The organism is Streptomyces sp. NPDC101490 (assembly GCF_044767145.1).
In the GTDB taxonomy this organism is placed as follows: Bacteria; Actinomycetota; Actinomycetes; order Streptomycetales; family Streptomycetaceae; genus Streptomyces.
In genome coordinates this window covers 175,726-193,652 of sequence record NZ_JBIWNI010000010.1, presented here as the reverse complement: position 1 = coordinate 193,652, position 17,927 = coordinate 175,726, and the positions used below count along the sequence as shown (strand labels likewise).

The 17,927-nt window shown below is 74.7% G+C and carries 16 protein-coding genes; 6 read left to right on the top strand and 10 right to left on the bottom strand.

What is annotated here, in order from left to right:
• Position 1 precedes the first annotated feature (1 nt).
• Entirely contained in the window at positions 2 to 1,438 is a 1,437-nt protein-coding gene (locus tag ACIRQY_RS20590; RefSeq protein ID WP_403927676.1) for an ATP-binding protein, read from the top strand.
• Positions 1,439 to 1,496: 58 nt separating this feature from the next.
• Here ACIRQY_RS20590 and ACIRQY_RS20585 read toward each other — a convergent pair whose 3' ends face one another.
• Together ACIRQY_RS20585 and ACIRQY_RS20580 are read right to left on the bottom strand one after the other, a co-directional pair.
• Complete coding sequence (locus ACIRQY_RS20585) at positions 1,497 to 2,321, bottom strand: tyrosinase family protein (RefSeq protein WP_403927673.1); 825 nt, start codon at positions 2,319 to 2,321, stop codon at positions 1,497 to 1,499.
• A 17-nt stretch (positions 2,322 to 2,338) separates the two neighbouring features.
• Positions 2,339 to 2,746, bottom strand: a complete 408-nt coding sequence (locus tag ACIRQY_RS20580; RefSeq protein ID WP_351784999.1) for a tyrosinase cofactor — start codon at positions 2,744 to 2,746, stop codon at positions 2,339 to 2,341.
• Between the two features lie 548 nt (positions 2,747 to 3,294).
• On the opposite strand from ACIRQY_RS20580, the gene mgt reads away from it, so the two are divergent.
• Entirely contained in the window at positions 3,295 to 4,491 is a 1,197-nt protein-coding gene (gene mgt, locus ACIRQY_RS20575; protein WP_403927670.1) for a macrolide-inactivating glycosyltransferase, read from the top strand.
• 225 nt (positions 4,492 to 4,716) lie between these two features.
• Here the strand turns inward: mgt and secD are convergent, their stop codons facing one another.
• Both secD and ACIRQY_RS20565 read right to left on the bottom strand, forming a co-directional pair.
• Complete coding sequence (secD, locus tag ACIRQY_RS20570; RefSeq protein WP_403927667.1) at positions 4,717 to 7,125, bottom strand: protein translocase subunit SecD; 2,409 nt, start codon at positions 7,123 to 7,125, stop codon at positions 4,717 to 4,719.
• A 165-nt stretch (positions 7,126 to 7,290) separates the two neighbouring features.
• Positions 7,291 to 7,899, bottom strand: a complete 609-nt coding sequence (locus ACIRQY_RS20565) for a hypothetical protein (protein WP_403927664.1) — start codon at positions 7,897 to 7,899, stop codon at positions 7,291 to 7,293.
• A 213-nt stretch (positions 7,900 to 8,112) separates the two neighbouring features.
• On the opposite strand from ACIRQY_RS20565, the gene ACIRQY_RS20560 reads away from it, so the two are divergent.
• Positions 8,113 to 8,793 (top strand): lysophospholipid acyltransferase family protein, encoded by a 681-nt coding sequence (locus ACIRQY_RS20560; RefSeq protein ID WP_351785010.1) that lies wholly within the window; start codon positions 8,113 to 8,115, stop codon positions 8,791 to 8,793.
• A 37-nt stretch (positions 8,794 to 8,830) separates the two neighbouring features.
• Here ACIRQY_RS20560 and ACIRQY_RS20555 read toward each other — a convergent pair whose 3' ends face one another.
• The 6 genes from ACIRQY_RS20555 to ACIRQY_RS20530 form a co-directional block, all read right to left on the bottom strand.
• Entirely contained in the window at positions 8,831 to 9,754 is a 924-nt protein-coding gene (locus ACIRQY_RS20555) for a glutaminase (protein ID WP_351785013.1), read from the bottom strand.
• Complete coding sequence (locus tag ACIRQY_RS20550; RefSeq protein WP_403927660.1) at positions 9,751 to 10,899, bottom strand: enoyl-CoA hydratase/isomerase family protein; 1,149 nt, start codon at positions 10,897 to 10,899, stop codon at positions 9,751 to 9,753. Before ACIRQY_RS20550 ends, ACIRQY_RS20555 begins: the two co-directional genes overlap by 4 nt.
• Before the next feature lie 272 nt (positions 10,900 to 11,171).
• Complete coding sequence (locus tag ACIRQY_RS20545) at positions 11,172 to 11,855, bottom strand: GNAT family N-acetyltransferase (protein WP_403927658.1); 684 nt, start codon at positions 11,853 to 11,855, stop codon at positions 11,172 to 11,174.
• A 288-nt stretch (positions 11,856 to 12,143) separates the two neighbouring features.
• A complete protein-coding gene (locus ACIRQY_RS20540; RefSeq protein WP_351785022.1) occupies positions 12,144 to 12,848 on the bottom strand; it encodes a ribonuclease H in 705 nt (234 codons plus the stop codon).
• Positions 12,849 to 12,910: 62 nt separating this feature from the next.
• Positions 12,911 to 13,825, bottom strand: coding sequence for an AAA family ATPase (locus ACIRQY_RS20535; protein ID WP_351785025.1), 915 nt, complete (start codon positions 13,823 to 13,825; stop codon positions 12,911 to 12,913).
• Positions 13,826 to 13,829: 4 nt separating this feature from the next.
• On the bottom strand, positions 13,830 to 15,035 hold the full coding sequence (locus tag ACIRQY_RS20530) for an RNA ligase (protein ID WP_403927654.1): 1,206 nt from the start codon (positions 15,033 to 15,035) through the stop codon (positions 13,830 to 13,832).
• A gap of 212 nt (positions 15,036 to 15,247) precedes the next feature.
• On the opposite strand from ACIRQY_RS20530, the gene ACIRQY_RS20525 reads away from it, so the two are divergent.
• The 3 genes from ACIRQY_RS20525 (at position 15,248) to ACIRQY_RS20515 (ending at position 17,850) form a co-directional block, all read left to right on the top strand.
• Positions 15,248 to 15,523, top strand: a complete 276-nt coding sequence (locus ACIRQY_RS20525) for a hypothetical protein (protein WP_403927652.1) — start codon at positions 15,248 to 15,250, stop codon at positions 15,521 to 15,523.
• 127 nt (positions 15,524 to 15,650) lie between these two features.
• Positions 15,651 to 16,232 carry a dienelactone hydrolase family protein gene (locus tag ACIRQY_RS20520; protein ID WP_403927649.1) on the top strand — a complete coding sequence of 194 codons (582 nt, stop codon included), beginning with the start codon at positions 15,651 to 15,653 and terminating at the stop codon, positions 16,230 to 16,232.
• A gap of 439 nt (positions 16,233 to 16,671) precedes the next feature.
• Positions 16,672 to 17,850, top strand: a complete 1,179-nt coding sequence (locus ACIRQY_RS20515; protein WP_403927647.1) for a hypothetical protein — start codon at positions 16,672 to 16,674, stop codon at positions 17,848 to 17,850.
• The last annotated feature ends 77 nt before the right edge of the window (positions 17,851 to 17,927 follow it).

The following is a 17,927-nucleotide window of genomic DNA, read 5'->3' as shown; positions in this document are numbered from 1 at the left end:
GATGACGACGACTTCCCCCTCCTCCCGCACCGGCCGCGGCCCGGCGTCCGGGGCGAACGGTTCCGGCGCGCTGCTCCGCCTGGCCGACCCCCGGTCCCTGCGCTGGAAGATCTCCGCCGTGGTGGCCGCCGCCGCGTGCGCCATGGCGCTCGGCATCGGCGTCCTCGTCCACAAGGCCACCGAGGACCGGTCGATGCACGTCAGCGAGGGGTACGTCCTGCGGGAACTGGAGACGGCCCTCGCGGTGGCCGACCGGCGCCCCCGGCCCTCGGTGACGGAACCGGCGAGGGAACCCGCACCGGAACCGCCGGTGGACCCGGCGGGGGATCCGGCGGGGGATCCGACTCTGGAGGCGCTGCCCGACTTCGGCACCGGCGAGGACCTGCCGGAGGGGCTCCTGGAGCAGCTCCGGCGGGTCCCCGAGGACACCCCCGTGACCTGGTACGAGACGGGGACGCGGCAGGGGCCCTGGATGTGGGCGGCGCAGCGGGTCGACGGGCAGGTGCTCGCGACCAACATGCACATGGGGAGTCAGCTGCGGAGCATCGAGGCACTCGACCGGCACGTCCGGTACGCGGCCATGGCCACGCTCGCCGTGGTCGTGCCGCTGACGCTCCTCGCGGCCGAGCTGGTGCTGCGCAGGCTGCGGCGGGTGGCCGGGACGGCCCGCCGGATCAAGGGCGGTGACCTGGACGCCAGGACGTACGGCCGGGGCGGCGACGAGATCGCCGAGATCTCCTCGGCGGTGGACCTGATGGCCGACGCGCTGCGGGACCGGCTGCTCGGCGAGCAGCGGTTCACCGCCGATGTCGCCCATGAGCTGCGGACCCCGCTCGCGGGGCTCGTCGCGTCGGCGTCGCTGCTGCCGGAGTGCGAGGCGACCGCTCTGGTCAGGGACCGGGTGCACGTGCTGCACGGCCTGGTCGACGACCTCCTGGAGATCTCCCGGCTCGACGCGGGCACCGAGGAGGCCGACCTGCGTCCGGTGCCGGTCGGCGACCTGGTGGCGGAGTCCGTGGAGCGGGCCGGGCTCGACGCCCGGGTGACGGTGACGGGCGACCCGGTGGCGGTGACCGACCCCCGGCGCCTGGACCGGGTGGTGACGAACCTGCTGGTCAACGCGGCACGGCACGGCGCCGGCCCGGTCGAGGTGACCGTGACGGCGACCGGCGGGGGGACGACGGCGCTGGTCGTACGGGACCACGGTCCGGGATTCCCCGCCGATCTCCTCGCGCACGGCCCCCAGCGCTTCCGTACCGGAACGGCCGAGCGGGGACGGGGCCACGGCCTCGGCCTGACCATCGCGGTCGGGCAGTCCGAGGTGATCGGAGCCCGCCTCACCCTCACCAACGCGACCGCCCGGGGCCCGGCCGGAGCCGCCTCCGGGGCGGTCGCCACGCTGGTGCTTCCCCGGCGGACGACTCCCGTGCGGGACTGACCTGCCCGGGCTTCCCCGGACGGCCACCGCCTCGGCCGAGGCGGTGGCCCGGTGCCGGTCAGACGTAGATGTACCACTGGGTGTGGTCCAGCACGCTCTGGGGGGTCGTGCCGGTCCAGGGCGGCATGGTCTCGTTGAGGTCGATCACATCGGGGGTGGCGGCGGCCGGGAGGTACTCGGCGCTGCCGGGGTGGAGGGCGTGCCAGTCGGCCCAGAGCTTGTCGACGAAGGCGTGATGGAGCCAGAACACGGGGTCGTTCGGGGAGACGCTGGTCTCCATCTGGCCCCAGATCCAGGTGTGCACCCGGTTGTGCATGCTCAGATAGCCGTCCGAGCCCTCGAGCCGGGAACGGAAGCCGGGCGAGCCGCTGCTGAAGGGGGCGGAGTCGTAGGTGGGGATGGCGAGGGCGGCGTCGACTTCGGAGCGGGGCGGCAGGTTGGGGACGCGGTAGCCGAGGTTGCGGGCGAGGAAGGGACGGCTGTCGACCTGGATGTTGATGTTCCAGTTGCCCGCGGAGTAGGCGAAGGGCCCGTCCATGACCTGGTCGTCCAGCGGGCGTCCGGTGCCGCCGAGGAAGTCCGGGGCCCAGAGGGAGGAGCCGACGGTGTTGTCGGCGGTCCAGTCCCAGTAGGGGATCGACACGTTCGGGTTGATCTTCTTGAGTTCCCGCTCGAAGTCGATGAGGTACTTGCGGTGCCAGGGGAGGAACGACGGGCCGAAGTGGCCCACGTATATCCCGGTGTTCATGTCCAGCGCGAACCGGAGGCGGTGGGCGGCGACGAACTCGTCGTAGATGCCCCGGCGCTTGACCTCCAGCACCGCGTCGACGAACGCCTTCTTCTCCGCGGCGGTGAGGTTCGCCTGGTTCTTCCGTACGGTCATGGCTGGCTGCTCCCGGCTCAGGCGGTGGGGGTGAAGGGGACGACGTGGGCGCCCTTGAGCGCGATGACCGCGGTGCGCGCGGCGTCGAGAGGGGTCTCGAACCTCTCGTAGTGGTTGATCGCGCTGCTCCAACCGGTCTTTCCGTGGTGCATGACGTGAAGTTCGCGGCCGTCGATCAGGACGCGATAGGTGCTGCCGTGCCCGGCTCGGGCATGGGCGTGGTGATCGCCTTCGACGGGCAGGCCCTGGATGCGGCGCCCCTTGAAGACCTCGTCGAAGGACGCGGGCCCTGCGGGCTCGGCTCCCTGCGCGCCGGCCCCGGGCCGTGCGTTGTCAGCGGTTGCGGTAGCGACACCGACGAGTGCGGTGCCTGCGGCTACGGCGGTCACGGCCCCGATGGCCTGCCGACGGGTGAATCCGGACATGGCGAATGAACCCCCTGAACATGACTGAGGCGGCCCCCAGGCTGGTCAACGGGCCGCCGTGATCATCTTTACCCGGACGGGGACCGCCGCAGAAGCATCGCGCGTTCGGTTGGCTGTCATACGGACACGTTTACGCAGGCCACAGCGGGCGCGCCCGACCTCGATCTCACTGCGCGTCAGGGTCCACCGATCATGAACCGAAGATTCCATGGCACATGTGCCGCATTCGTGAAGATCTTTTCAGGGCGGCGGGGAGAGCCGGGGCTGGGGGCCACGCATCGAACACGGCCGGAAACAAAGGCATCCGACGGCAACCTCCCGGCCCGCGACGGCGTTTGCGGGAGCGCACCCGACGGCAGACATCGACGTCCGGTGCCGCCCCTCCGGCCCCGGAGGGCAGCAGGGGCAGCAGGGGCAGCAGGGGCAGCAGGGGCAGCAGGGGCAGCAGGGGCAGCGTGACATGCACAGGACGCCAAGCGGCGGGCCGCCGGAAGCGCTCGAACGGAATTTGATTAGACGAGACGTATCGTCTTGCCTATGGTGTCGTCATGACCACCACCCCGTCCCCCGCCCACATCGCCATGTTCTCCATCGCCGCCCACGGCCATGTGAACCCCAGCCTGGAGGTCGTCCGCGAGCTCGTCGCCCGGGGCCACCGCGTCAGCTACGCCGTTCCCGCCTCCTTCGCCGCGAAGGTCGCGGCGACCGGCGCCACCCCCGTCGTCTACCGCTCCATCCTCCCGACCGACGAGGACCCCGACGCCTGGGGCACGGAACTCATCGACCACGTCGAGCCGTTCCTCGCCGACGCGGTCCAGGCGCTGCCGCAGCTCGCCGAGGCCTTCGAGGACGACCGTCCCGATCTCGTCCTCCATGACATCACCTCCTACCCGGCTCCCGTCCTCGCCCACCTCTGGGGCGTCCCCGCGGTCTCCCTCTGGCCCAACCTCGTGCCGTGGGAGGGGTACGAGGAGGAGGTCGCCGCCCCGATGTACGCCGAGCTGAAGGCCTCCCCGCGCGGCCGGGCCTACTACGAGCGCTTCGGCGACTGGCTCGCGGAGCACGGCGTCGAGACCGACCCCGACCGGTTCGTCGCCCGCCCGCGCCGGGCCCTCGTCCTGATCCCCCGGGCACTCCAGCCGCACGCCGACCGGGTCGACGAATCCGTCTACACCTTCGTCGGCGCCTGCCAGGGCGACCGCGCCGAGCAGGGTGACTGGCAGCGCCCCGAGGGCGCGGAGAAGGTCGTCCTGGTCTCGCTGGGCTCCGCCTTCACCAAGCTGCCCGGCTTCTACCGGGACTGCGTCGCGGCGTTCGCGGAGCTGCCCGACTGGCACGTCGTCCTCCAGATCGGCAAGTTCGTCGAACCGGCCGAGCTGGGCCCACTGCCTCCCCACGTCGAAGTGCACTCCTGGGTACCTCAGTTGGCGGTCCTGCGGAAGGCCGACGCGTTCATCACCCACGCGGGCGCGGGCGGCAGCCAGGAGGGTCTGGCGACCGCCACGCCCATGGTCGCCGTCCCGCTGGCCACCGACCAGTTCGGCAACGCCGACATGCTGCGGTCCCTCGGCGTGGCGCGTCGGCTGTCGCTGGAGGAGGTCACCCCGGAGCGGCTGCGCGAGGCGGTGCTCGGCCTCGTCGCCGACCCCGAGGTGGCGCTCCGCGCGCGGGAGGCCCAGGAGTCGATGCGCCGCGAGGGCGGGACGCTCCGCGCGGCCGACCTGATCGAGGCGGAACTGGGCTGATCCGCCTCCGGGTCGGCCTACCGGGAGCCGGGCTCGGCCCACCGGAGCCGGGCCCCGGCCAGAGGGCGCCGGGCAGGCCGGAGCCCTGCTCCGGCCTCGCGGACGGCCCCGACACCGGCCCCCGGCCCGCCTCTGACGGCCGGGCACCGACATGCCGAGGCGGCCCGCCCCCTCCCCGACGCTCAGGGCCCGGCAGGGCGGGGGCCGTCGGCGGTGGGTGTCCGGTCAGACCACCGCGCCCGCCCGTGCGCGGGACGCGCCGGTCGGAGCCGGGCGCGGGGGCGGCGCCGGGTGGCGGTTCTCCAGGGCGACGGCCAGCGGCATCGCCGTGAACACGGTCGACGCCATGCCCAGGACGACACCCGCGAGCAGCGCGACGGAGAAGTCCGTGAGCGAGTCACCGCCCAGGAAGGCCAGCGCGACCAGGACGAAGAGCGCGCCCATGCCCGTGTTGACCGTCCGGGGCAGCGTCTGCGCGACCGCCCGGTCGGCGAGGTCCGCCAGCGGCACTCCCCCGCCCCGGCGGCGCAGCTCCCGCAGCCGGTCCAGGACGACGACCGAGTCGTTGACCGAGTAGCCGACGACCGTCAGGAGCGCGGCGAGGAAGACGCTGTCCACCGGCTTGCCGAGCCAGGCGAACAGGCCCACCACGAGCAGCACGTCCTGGGTCATCGCGGCCACCGCCGCCGTCGCGTACGTCCACCGGAACCGCACCGTCAGATAGAGGAGTTGCGCCGCCACCGCGAGGCCGAGGGCGATCACCGCGTGGGTGCGCAGCTCACCGCCCAGACTCGGGCCGATCAGGTCGTCGCGCTCGACCTCCACGGGACCGGCGACCCGGGTGAGGGCGGCCTCGATCTCCCGCTGCGCGTCGTCGCCGGTCTCCCGTACCCGTACGGACACGTCCCCCCGCGCGGAGCCGTCCCCGACGGTCGCGCCGTCCGTGGTCTGCACGACCGCGTCGGGGAAGCCCGCTGCGGCCACCGCAGCGCGCGCCTCGTCGGCGTCGACCGGTCGCTCGGCGGTGTACTGGACCACCCGGCCGCCGGTGAACTCGACGCCGAACTCCAGGCCTCTCACCCCGACCCCGGCGAGCGCCACCATCAGAAGGCCCGCGCAGGAGAACAGCCAGCGGCGCCGGTGGACCATCAGGCGCGGGACGCGGCGGGTCAGCCGGGTGCGGAGCCTGCCGAGCCCGGCGATGCCGGTGACCGAGGGACGGCGGCGCACGGCGGGCAGCCGGAGCGTCAGGTCCGCGAGGAGCCGGGTGATCACCATCGCGGTGAGCAGCGAGGTCAGCACGCCGATCGCGAGGGTCACGCCGAAGCCCTTGACGGGGCCGGTGGCGAAGACGAACAGCAGCCCGGCCGCGAGGAGGGTGGTGACGTGGGAGTCCGCGACCGCGCTCCACACCTTCCCGAAGGCCGTTCCGAGGGGCCTTCGCGGATCACGTGCCGCGGCCCGGCCCAGAGCGGCGTACTCCTCCCTGGCCCGTTCGAAGACGAGGACGTTGGCGTCGACGGCGATGCCGATGGCGAGGACGAACCCGGCGAGGCCGGGCAGCGTGAGCGTGGCGCCCAGGGCGACCACGGCGGCGTACGAGATCAGTCCGTACAGCAGCAGCGCGACGGTGGCGAGCACGCCGAGGAGGCGGTAGACGAGCATGACGAAGAGCCCGGTGCAGGCGAGACCGATGACGGCGGCCAGGGCGCTGGCCCTGATCGCCTCGGCACCGAGCGTGGGGCCGACGGTGCTCTGCTCGACCGTGGTCACCGGCACGGGCAGCGCGCCGCCCCGGACGAGGGCCGCGAGGTCGCGGGCCTCCTGGCCGGAGAAGCCGCCGGTGATCTGCGCGGAGCCGCCGCCGATGCCCGAGCCGCACGGCACGCCGGTCTCCATGCCGGGGGCGGAGACGACGCGGTCGTCGAGGACGATCGCGACCCGGCGGGCCGGGTCGCCGGGCGCCGCGCAGGCCGCGTCGCCGGTGAGCCGCGCCCAGGTGCTCGCGGCGCCGTCGCGGAAGGAGAGGTCCACCGTCCAGCCCCGGGCGCCCGTCGTGTCGAGGGTGGCCTCCGCGTTCTCGACGCCGTCACCGGTCAGGGCGGGCGGTGCCAGGGCGAGGAGGGCGCCGGGCGTGTCGGGGTCGGCGAGAACGCGCGAGCCGTCCTTCGCCGCCGGTTCCGCCGGGCCCCCGGAGGCTCCTGTGACGGCGTGGAAGGTGAGCTGCGCGGTACGGCCGATGACCTCGGCGGCCTCGCGCGGGTCGCTCAGTCCGGGGAGTTCGACGACGATGCGCCGCTCGCCGGAGCGGGCGAGGGACGGTTCGGCGACGCCGAGGCCGTCGACCCGCTTGCGGAGCACCTCCAGGGCGCGGTCGGTGGCCGCCGCGTCGGCGCGGGTGGTGGGTCCGTCCTCGGTCTGGAGGACGATGCGGGTGCCGCCGCGCAGGTCGAGGCCGAGGCGCGGCGGGGTGGTCAGGGTGATCCAGAGGGAGAGGGCGACGACACCGAGGGCGAGGAGCGCGCGCCAGAGAACGGCACGGGAGGAGCGCGGCCGGGAGGCGGAGGGGCGCGGCTTCGCCGGGGGCGGAAGGGATGAGCGTGGGGTGGACGGGCGCGGGGAACGTGAGGACACGGACTACTCCACGGGCAGCGCACGGCGGCGGCGCGGCGCCCACGCGGACGCGTGGGGGCGCTCGGCCGCCGTGCCGGACGTACGGGCGGACACGCGTCGTGGACCGTTCCGGTCCGGGGGCTGCCGACGGCATGCCGAGGGCCCGGACGGCGACGCGGGGGAACGTCAGCTGTGCCGGGTGGCGGGAGGGCCGCGTGGGGCGCGCGGGGTGGGGGTTCCGCCGGGCGGGGCGCGCTCGCGGCGCGGGTCACCGGCCAGGACCCCCCGCGCGGGGAGGGTGAGGTCGGCGGGAACGTCGGCCGTGGCCACCGGTGTTCCCGGCAGCCGTACGGGGTTCTCGACGGCCGCCGGAGGGCGTACGGCGGCGGCGGGCGCGAGGTGCGGTTCCGGGGCCGCGAGGTGCTGCTCCCCCGGGGCGGAGGACGCGGCGGGGCCGGGGGCGGGCGGAAGGGACCGGCCCGGCCCGGTGGGCGGGGGCGCGGTGGGGCGAGCGGGGCCGGCGTACGCGGACACGGCCGTCGTGCCGGGCCGGGGCGGGCTTTCGGCGGCGGAGAGCGGCTCGCCGCCATGCGCCTGCGCGGCGATGAGCGCCGTCTCGGCGTGTACCTGCCCGGCGGAATGCGCCGTCTCGCCGTGCGCTCGCGCGGCCGGGAGCGCCATGGCCGTCGCCGTGGCGCCCCGCGCCTGTGCGGTGGGGAGCGGCAGGGCCGCCCAGAGCAGACAGAGCAGCGCGGGGAGGAGGGCCGCGAGCCGTCGCGCGGAGCGTCCCGTCACCTCGTCCTCCCCCTGTCTTTCCTGTCGTTGCCGTCGTTCCTGTCGATCGGGGCCAGCCTAGACGGGGTGGTGGGGCGCCCCGCCACCGAGTCCCCTCTCCTGAGCTGAGTCGCCGGGCGGGGCGGAGTGAGTACGCGTGCTCATGCCGGGTTCACGCGCCGCCCCGCACGATGGGCGGGCCAGCACACCCCGTCGCCCTCAGGGAGCCCGTACGTGCTCAGCCGCATCGCCGCCCGTGTCGTCCCGTTCTTCGGCCGGCTGACCGTCACCGCCGACCCCGGCGCCCGGGTCGAACCGGGCAGCATCCTGGTCGTCAACCACACGTCGACGGCCGACCCGGCGCTCGTGCTGGCCGCGCTCCGCGTCCGGCTGGCCGTGGAGCCGGTGGTGCTCGCCGCCGCCGGGCTCTGGCGGATTCCGCTGCTGGGCCGGGCGCTGACCCGGGAGGGGCACGTGCCGGTGCACCGGAACACGGCGCGGGCGGCCGTCGCGCTCGACCGGGCGGCGGTCGCGCTGGCCTCGGGACGGCACGTGATGCTGTACGCGGAGGGGCGCGTCCCGTCGCGCCGGGACGCGTCCGAGCGGGCTCCGGAGGCGTTCCGCACCGGACTGGCGCGGCTCGCCGGGGCCACCGGGGCGCCGGTGGTGCCGATCGGTCAGGCCGGGGCCCGGCGGATCGTCTCGGGGGGCCGCACGAAGCAGCTCGCGGGGCTGCTCACGGCGCCGGTCCGCAGACCGGGGCTGCATGTGCACATCGGGAGCGCGATCCGGCTGCCGGACGACGTGGCCGCCGCGACCGAGCTGGCCCACGGGGCGGTCACCGAGGCGTGGCGGACGGCCGCCGGGGCCCTCGGTGAACCGGCGGCGGCGCGCCCGGGTCCGTACGGCGGGTGAATCCCGTACGGACGCGGGGGCGGTGGGCCGGTCGGCGTCAGAAGACCGAGAGGCCCGTGATGGTGGTGAAGCGGTCCAGGGCGGTCACGCCCGCGACCGAGTTGCCCCGGTGGTCGAGTCCGGGGCTCCAGACGCAGAGGGTGCAGCGGCCGGGGACGACGGCGACGACGGCTCCGCCGACCCCGCTCTTGCCGGGGAGGCCGACCCGGTAGGCGAAGTCGCCCGCCGCGTCGTAGGTGCCGCAGGTGAGCATGACGGCGTTGACCTGTTTGGCCTCGCTGCGGGTGAGCAGGCGGCTCCCGTCGGCGCGCAGCCCGTGCCGGGCGAGGAAGCCGGTGGCGAGGGCGAGGTCGGCGCAGGACGCTTCGAGGGAGCACTGCCGGAAGTACTCGCGGAGCAGCACGGGGACGGATCCCAGGATGTTGCCGTAGGAGGCCATGAAGTGGGCGAGGGCCGCGTTGCGGTCGCCGTTGGCGGCTTCCGAGGCGGCCACGGCGGTGTCGAAGGCCAGGTCGGGGTTGCCGCTCTCGGTGCGCAGGAAGTCCAGCAGGGTGCCGGAGGCGTCACCGGTGAGCAGGTGCAGGTGGTCGGTGACGACGAGGGCCCCGGCGTTGATGAAGGGGTTGCGGGGGATGCCCTGTTCGTACTCCAGCTGGACCAGGGAGTTGAACGGGTCGCCCGAGGGCTCCCTGCCGACGTGGGCCCAGAGCGACTCGCCCTCCGCGGCGAGGGCGAGCGCGAGGGTGAAGACCTTGGTGACGGACTGGGTGGAGAAGGGGCGCCGCCAGTCGCCCACCCCGTAGACGGTCCCGTCGAGTTCCGCGACGGCCATGCCGAAGTCGGTGGGGTCGGCGGCGGCGAGGGCCGGGATGTAGTCGGCGGGGGTGCCCCGCTCGGCCAGGGCGGCGATCTCCTCGGCGATGCGGTCGAGGACGGGCTCGAAGGAGGTGTTGGCGGTCACGCGCCGCCCCGGGGGCCGGAGACCTCGCCGCCGGACCGGGGGCCGGAGACCTCAGAGCCGGGCGGGGGGCCGGAGCTGGGAGTCGTGCGCGTGCGGAGGGCTCCGGCGAGTCCGAGGTCGCCGCCGGGCGGCGGGGCGAAGAAGCGGGCGACGTCCGCGTCCGTGACCTCGGGCAGGGTGGCCGGGGTCCAGCGGGGGGCGCGGTCCTTGTCGACGACCTGGGCGCGGATGCCCTCGACCAGGTCGGGGGTGGTGAGGGCCGCGCTGGAGACCCGGAACTCCAGGTCGAGGACTTCTTCGAGGGTGGCGAGGCCGCGGGAGCGGCGCAGGGTGGCCAGGGTCGTCTTGAGGGCGGTCGGCGACTTGGCGAGGAGCGTGGTGGCCGCTTCCTTGGCGGCGGGCACTCCGCTGTCGAGGAGCCGTTCGACGACGGTCTCGACGGTGTCGGCCGGATAGCAGGCGTCGATCCACCCGCGCTGCTCGGCGAGGACGCCGGGCGGCGCGGTGCCGGTGTGGCGGGCGACGGCCTCGGCCGCGGGCAGCACGGCCAGGTCCCGGACGAGGGCGGGGAGTCCGGCGGCGGGGACGAAGTGGTCGGCGAGACCGGCGAGGAGGGCGTCGGCGGCGCCGACGGGGGTGCCGGTGAGGGCCAGGTGGGTGCCGAGTTCGCCGGGGGCGCGGCCGAGGAGGCGGGTGCCGCCGACGTCGGGGACGAAGCCGATGCCGGTCTCGGGCATGGCGACGCGGGAGCGTTCGGTGACGACGCGGACCGAGCCGTGGGCGGAGACGCCGACGCCGCCGCCCATGACGATGCCGTCCATGAGGGCGACGTAGGGCTTGGGGTAGCGGGCGATCCGGGCGTTGAGCCGGTACTCGTCGCGCCAGAACGCCTGGGCGGCGGAGCCTCCGGCGCGGGCGGCGTCGTGGATGGCGCGGATGTCTCCGCCCGCGCACAGACCGCGTTCCCCGGCGCCCTCGATCACGACGGTGTGGACGGCGGGGTCGTGTTCCCAGGCCGTCAGGGCGGTGTCGACGGCCAGGACCATGGCGTGGGTGAGCGCGTTGATGGCGCGGGGGCGGTTCAGGGTGACGATTCCGGCCCGGCCCTCCGTACGGAGGGCTATGTCGGCGGTTCCGCTCGGCACGATGGCTGGGTCCCTTCGCGTGGCGCTGTCCGGTGTATGGGCCACGGTACCGGGCGGGTCCCGGTGGGCCTCCCGGAGCGCGCGGAGGTGGACGGGGGGCGCGCGGAGGGACGGAAAGGACCCATCCGCTTCTCGCGGATCCTGATTGCACGGTGCGCGGCCGGTGAGGGCCGCTCCTCCATGTCCTCGCTGGCGGGTCCTTCCCGTCCCTTCCATGGAACCACCGCTCCGGTGGGGGCGCGAGCGCCCGTCGGAGCGGTGGCGGGGAGGGGTCAGGCCGGGAGCAGGTCCTGCGGGACGCGCACCTGGCGGGGGGCGGACATGCGGAGTTCGATGATGTCCCGGACGGTGGGCCATTCGTCGTCGAGGACCGAGTAGAAGGCCGTGTCGCGTACCGCTCCGTCGAGCCCCCGTGAGTGGGCGCGGCGGACGCCTTCGCAGCTGGCCCCGAGGCGTTCGATCGCGATTCTGGAGCGGGTGTTGCGGGCGTCGGCGCGGAGCGTGACGCGGCGGACCCCCCAGGCTTCGAAGGCGTGCCGGAACATGAGGTATTTGGCCTCGGTGTTGATGCCGGTGCCCCGGGCGGCTCCGGAGATCCAGGTGTTGCCGATCTCGGCGGCGTCCGGGACGGCGGTCAGGGGATCGCCGTGGGGCATCCCGGAGACCGGCGGCCAGACCAGCGGTCCGCGCCAGTAGTCGAGTTCGAGGAATCGGGTCGAACCGATGACTTGTTCGTCGGCGGTACTGATCAGGGCGAAGGGCAGGCAGCGTCCTGCCGCCTGATCGTTGAGGGCGCGGGCGATGTAGTCGAGGGCCGGTTCGAGGCCGTCGGGTACGGGGGTGAAGGCGTAGGCCGATCGGTCCGCCCCGCCGGCCCGCGCGAGGGCTTCGGCGTGCCGCATCGCCAGCGGCTCCAGGCGCACGGAGCGCCCGGTCAGGAGAACAGGTACTGGCACGGAACCTCGGGTCTTCCACGGGCAGGGAGAGCTCCCGCCGTGGGGAGACCGCGGCGGTGGCTCGGGGGAGGTTCTCGCCGGGTCCCGATCATGTCGTGAGAACGACGAATGAGCAGGTAAAACGGTTCGTCACCGGTGGCGAGGAGGACAGTATGCAGCCCCGAGCCCCCGGAGAACAGAACCCTGGGCGAACCCGGGTACACGCCTGGGTGAAGGGGTGGCGCGCACCCGGATCGGCCGGTCTCAGACAACGGACGGTGCCGCCCGCCAGTCGGACGGGCGGAGGGGTCAGACGCAGGCGGGGTGGCCCCAGCCCTCCGGGTTCTTCGTGATGGTCTCGCCCTTGTCGTAGGCCTTGCCGCAGCGGCAGCGGCCCGCGAACCGGGCCTTCAGCGTGGCGCCCCCGGGGCGCGCCGCGCGGGTCGCCGTGGCGCCTTCGGAGGTGCCGCGCGAGGCGGACGGCGCGGAGGAGCGCTTACGGGGCGCGGAGGCGCGTGTCGGCGCCTCCGGGGGCGGCAGCGGGGCGCCGGCAGCTGAGCTCGTGGGTTCCTGGGTGCGGGCCGCGTGGCTGGCCGCCCGGTCGGCGGCGTCGTTGAGCGGATCGCCGTCCACCTGGTGCGCCGGGGTGTAGACGAAGTCGACGTCCCGGCCGGTGAGCAGGGCGTCGATGCGGACGACCAGTTCCTTGTTGGCGACGGGGCTGCCCGAGGAGGTCTTCCAGCCCTTGCGGCGCCAGCCGGGGAGCCAGGTCGTGACCGCCTTCATCGCGTACTGGGAGTCCATGCGGACCTCGGCGGGCACGGCCGGGTCGAGCGTTTCGAGCAGTCGTTCCAGGGCCGTGAGTTCGGCCACGTTGTTGGTCGCCCGGCCGAGCGGTCCGGCCTCCCAGCGGTCGACCGTACCGTCGGCGCCGCCGATGACCCATGCCCAGGCCGCGGGGCCGGGGTTTCCCTTCGACGCGCCGTCGCACGCCGCAATGATCTTTTCCACCATCCCACGATCCTGACACGGCGGCGGGGGCGGATCGACCGCTCCCGCCGCCGGGCGTCGTGGGCTCAGAAGGCGCCGTAGTTGACCTGCCAGGTGGGCAGGCCCATCCGGCGCCACAGCTCGACGACCCGGTCGCGGTCGTCGAGCGAGACGCGGACGGCGTACCGGTGGCGGACGTGGGCGTCGAAGAGCTCGGTCTTCACGAGGTCGTCGGCGCGCCCGTCGCCGGAGGGGCGCATCCACAGTTCGTCGTAGGGCACCTCGTGGTGGGCGAGCCAGCCCTCGGTGAGGGCGCGGTGGTCCTCGCTGCGGCCGGAGAGCAGCACGATCCGGTCCCGCTGGGTGTGCCGGAAGGCCAGCAGGGCGTCGCGCACGGACGGGTTGAGCAGGTCGCGGTCGCAGCGCGTGAAGTCGTACGGGCCCCGGTCGACGCGCAGCGCGAGGGTGCCGTCGATGTCGCACATGACGGCCGAGGGCAGCGCGGGATCGGGGACGTACGGCTCGACGGCGGGCCGGTCGTTGAGCCAGTCTGCGGTGAGCCGCCAGCCTCCCCTGGTGGCCTTGGCGTGCTTCTCGGCGAGGATCCGGACGATGTCCTCGCCGACGGGCCGCTCGCGGGCCGCGTCGCGCCGGACGCACTCCTCGACGGGCACGGACGTGAAGTCGTGGACGACGAAGGTGGCCAGGCCCGCGACGGCGGCCTTGAGCCGCTTGGGGATGTGGGGGGTGAGGTGGGTGTTGTCGACGACGACGTCGAATCCGCCGTCGACGGCGGCACGGACGGCGGCGTCCTGGACGGCGAGCACGGTCTGCTCGTGCCCGTGGGAGCGCCCCCCGTCCGTGGTGGGCAGGTCGAGCATGGTCCGGAGGTCGTCGAGGTTGACGCGGCGCAGGCGTCCCTCGGCGGTGGCCTGGAGGGCGCGGGCGGCCGTGGTCTTCCCCGAGGCGGGGAGGCCGGTCATGACGTGGACGACGGGCACGGGTTCAGTTCTCCTGGTCGTGGGCGAAGGGGTCGGATGCCTCGGGGCGCAGCTGCCGCCAGACGAGGAGGTCGGTGGGGCGGCCGTCGAGCCGGAGGAAGAGGGCGGCGCGCAGGCCCCGGTCGGGTTCCCGGGCGGCGGCGCGGGCGAACGCGGCACGGTCCCCGGCGAGCGGGGCGAGGAGGGCGTACGCCTCGTCGACGGCCCGTTCGCGCTCGGCGGCGGCGGTCTCCAGGCGGGCGATCACCTCGCGGACCCAGGCGTCGAACTCGTCCGGCACCTGTTCGAGGAGGGCGTCGAGGGGCTTACCTCCGTGGGCCTCGGCCTCGGCGACGGAGCAGCCGAGGCCCTTGGCCGTCTCCGTGGCGGACAGGGCGGCGAAGCGCTGGATGCCGTGGCCGCGCCAGATGTCCCGTTCGGTGACGCCGGTGAGCACCTTGTGGAGGCGTACGTACTCGGCGAGCTTGGCCTTGGCCCGCAGACCGGAGGCGAAGCGCAGGACGAAGCCCTCGGCGTCGGTGCCGGTGGCCCGGCGCCCGTCGGGGAGGGTGTCGGACTCGGTCAGGGCCTTGAGGTCCGCGACGCTGGTGGCGGGCCAGGTCCGGACGACCGTGCCGATCGGGCCCCAGCCCTCCGCGGCTTCCGCGAGGGGCGTCTCGGTGCCGTCGGCGGCGAAGGCGGCGAGCAGGACGAGGTCACGGCGGTCGCCGTAGTTCACGACGATGCGGTTGCCGGGGTGGAGGATCTCCGCGAGGTAGGTGACGCCGGAGGTCAGCCGGGTGGTGTCGGCGGTGTCCAGCCGGTGCTGCGCCCAGGTCGCCTGGGCGCTGGTGAAGGACGCCTTGGAGGCGGCGTGCCAGCGGTCGGCGTAGTGGAAGACCACGGCGAGGCTGCCGTCGACCTTGTCGTACACCTCGAAGGGCTCGTCGGGCAGCGGCGGCGCGTAGGGGCGTCCGCCGGTGTGCTCGGAGAGGTTGAAGAACTTGGGGAGGGGGAGCGCGACGATCCGGCCGCTGTCGTCGGCGACCAGGCCCCGGCATCGGATGGTGACCCGGTTCCAGTGCTGGGCGTACTGGCACGCCCGCGTGTAGGTGTAGATCGACAGCGGCAGCTCGGGGTGGCGCTTGCGCGTGACGTGGCCCTCGGCCACCGCGGCGGAGAGCTCGTCGGGCGGCATCAGGTCGTGGAGAGTCAGGGTCGCCTGGCTCATGGGGTCCCTCCCGTGGGTTCGATGGTTCATTCTCCGTCGGCGCAGCCCGGGAGCCCAGCCATTTTCCCTGGCGGGCGGCGGTGCGAGAGTTCGGCGGCGGCGGTTCCGGGGTGCGCGCGCGGGCGCCGCACGGGGGTGTGTCGGTGGCGCCCCGTAGACTCCCCGTCGGCCTGTCGGTGATGTCACCGGCACAGGAGGAGGAAGCGAGCCCCATGAACCACGCGGACGGCACGGCACCGATCTACGCCCAGCTCATACGGGAGCGGGGGGATGTTCCGGGTGACGTCCGTCAGGTCGCGGAGGCGGTCCTGCGGGACCTGAGCCGGTACTTCCAGCTGCCGCCGCAGGGTGCTCCGGGGGCGCAGGGCGGGATCGCGCCGCACGGTGTCGTGCCGCACCAGGCCGTGGGCGGGCCGATGGGCGTCGGTGGTCCGGTGGGCGTGGTGGGCCAGGCGGCGGCCGTGGTGCCGCACCGGCCGCTGCGCTGATCCACGGTCCGCCGCCGGGGCCCGTACCGGGGCCCGGGGGCGTTGTCGGTGGCGTGCGTCATGCTGCTCGGCGAACGGCCGTGCCCCGGGGCGGCACGGCGGGTACCGACGATCAGGGGATGACGACATGGCCGAGGTTCTGCTCTTCCACCACGCGCTGGGGCTGACGGAGGGCGTGCACTCGCTCGCCGGGGAGCTGCGGCGGGCGGGACACGGGGTGCGGGTGCCCGACCTGTACGAGGGGCGGACGTTCACCACGCTGGAGGCCGGGGTGGGGTACGCCCAGGAGGTCGGTTTCGACACGCTCGTGGCGCGCGGTGAGCGCGCGGCCGACGAACTGTCCGGGGCCGTGGTGTACGCGGGGATCTCGCTCGGTGTGCTGCCCGCGCAGAAGCTCGCGCAGACCCGGCCCGGGGCGCGCGGGGCGCTGCTGATCGGTGCCTGCGCGCCGGTCGGGGAGTTCGGGGCGGCCTGGCCCGAGGGGGTGCCCGCGCAGGTGCACGGCATGGACGCCGACCCGTTCTTCGCCGGTGAGGGCGATCTCGACGCGGCCCGCGCGCTGACGGCGGGTGCGGCGGACCGGGAGCTGTTCCTGTACCCGGGGAGCGCGCACCTGTTCGCGGAGTACGGCGCCGCCTCGTACGTACCGGAGGCGACGGCGCTCTGTGTCGAACGGATGCTGTGCTTCCTGGGGCACGCGGGCGGCTGACCGAACGCCGTCGGGGACGCGCGGGCGGCCGAAGGGGCCCGGAAGCACCTGGCACCGCGCGCGGGTCGTCTCCCGGGGCGCGGGCGGCCGACCGGACGTCTTCCGGGGTGTGAGGGTGTCCGGCCGGACACTTCCGGGGCATTCGGGCGGCTCCGCCTCCCGGGCCGACGAGCGGCAGACCGGCTCCTCCTCGTGGGTCGGCGGGACCGGATCGTCTTCGGGGGCACGCGGGCGGCCGACTCGGGTACGCCCCCGCCCGGTGGGCGGTGCGGGTCAGCCGTTCGGCTGACCCCGGTGTCGTCCGCACGGCTCCTGGGCGGGGGCCGGGCGTCGGACCGTGCCGGTCCCGGCGGGGGCGGAGGATCGGAGCGGGGTGCGGGCCCGTCCGGGACGTGTCCGCCCGTGTCCGCCCGTGTCCGCCCGACCGAGGAGTCCCGTCATGCCGAAGTTCCGCCGTGTGTCCCGTTCCGCCCGGGTGCTCGTCCCGGCGGCGGTGTCCGTCGTCCTGCTCGCCGGGTGCGCCGGGGCGTCCGAGGGGACCGGCACGGCGGGGGCCTCGGCACCGACGGGGTCTTCCCCCGCCGTGCCGCCCCCGGGCGCGCCCGCCTCCGGCGGGCCGACGGTGCCGGGGGCATCCGCCCGGCCCGTGTCCGGCTCGCTGCTCGTCGCCGACTTCGGCGCCGACACGGTGACGTTCGTCGATCCGGCGAAGGGTGCCACGGGCTCCGTGCGGGTCGGCACCGCGCCGTACGGCCTCGTCGTGGGCGGGGACGGGCGGGCCTGGGTGGCGACCGCCGAGGGGGTGGCGGTGGTGGACACCCTGACCCGGCAGCGGCTCGCGCTCGTCCCGTACGAGACGGACTCCGGGCCCGTGACGACCGGCGAGTACCGGGGCGGAGGCATGGGCATCGCGCTCGCGCCGGACGGGCGCCGGGTCTACGTGGGGGTCAACGTGCCGGGCGGGAACGGCGTCTTGGAGGTCGTGGACACGACGGCGCTGCGGGTCACGGACACCGTGCCGGTGGGCCGCCGCCCCTTCGACGTGGACGTGTCGCGGGACGGCCGGGAGGTGTACGCGACGAACCACGACTCCTTCGACGTCACCGTCGTCACGGCGGGGACGCTGGAGTCCCGGCGCGTGGAGGTCGCCCCGTACGGCACCGAGGGCGGGCTCGGTTCCTGGCTGAAGCCGCACTACGCGGCCGTGCGGCCGTCCGACGGGAAGCTGCTGCTGCCCTTCGAGGGCGAGCGGCTCGCGGTGGTGGACCCCCGGACCGGACGGACCGTGATCGAGCCGATGACGGCGGACACGCATCAGCACGGCGCGGTCGTGACCGCCGACGGGACGCTGTTCGCGGTGGGTACGGGTCCCATCGACCCGGCCGAGGACCGGGGCCCGTCCCTCACGGTGCGCAAGCCCGACGGGACCGAGCGGGTCTACCCCCTGGAGGGTCCCCACGAGGACGTGGCCGTCTCCGCCGACGGCCGTACCGCCTATGTGACGGGCGGGTTCACCCGGGACGGCTACTGGGACGGCCTGAGCGTCGTCGACCTCGCCTCGGGCGACACGCGCCGGCTGCCCGCGGGCTCCCGGCCGCTGGGCGTCGTGATCCTCTGACGCACACGGCCCCGGGGCCCCGGGGCCGCGGCCTGCCAGCCCATGGTGCCCCGGCGCACGGGGACTTCCCGGTCCTC

Bases quoted from the DNA above. Each gene is read 5' to 3' on its own strand.
- ACIRQY_RS20590 (WP_403927676.1), top strand. From the start codon at position 2: ATGACGACGACTTCCCCCTCCTCCCGCACCGGCCGCGGCCCGGCGTCC.
- ACIRQY_RS20585 (WP_403927673.1), bottom strand. From the start codon at position 2,321: ATGACCGTACGGAAGAACCAGGCGAACCTCACCGCCGCGGAGAAGAAG.
- ACIRQY_RS20580 (WP_351784999.1), bottom strand. From the start codon at position 2,746: ATGTCCGGATTCACCCGTCGGCAGGCCATCGGGGCCGTGACCGCCGTA.
- mgt (WP_403927670.1), top strand. From the start codon at position 3,295: ATGACCACCACCCCGTCCCCCGCCCACATCGCCATGTTCTCCATCGCC.
- ACIRQY_RS20540 (WP_351785022.1), bottom strand. From the start codon at position 12,848: ATGGTGGAAAAGATCATTGCGGCGTGCGACGGCGCGTCGAAGGGAAAC.
- ACIRQY_RS20530 (WP_403927654.1), bottom strand. From the start codon at position 15,035: ATGAGCCAGGCGACCCTGACTCTCCACGACCTGATGCCGCCCGACGAG.
- ACIRQY_RS20525 (WP_403927652.1), top strand. From the start codon at position 15,248: ATGAACCACGCGGACGGCACGGCACCGATCTACGCCCAGCTCATACGG.
- ACIRQY_RS20520 (WP_403927649.1), top strand. From the start codon at position 15,651: ATGGCCGAGGTTCTGCTCTTCCACCACGCGCTGGGGCTGACGGAGGGC.
- ACIRQY_RS20515 (WP_403927647.1), top strand. From the start codon at position 16,672: ATGCCGAAGTTCCGCCGTGTGTCCCGTTCCGCCCGGGTGCTCGTCCCG.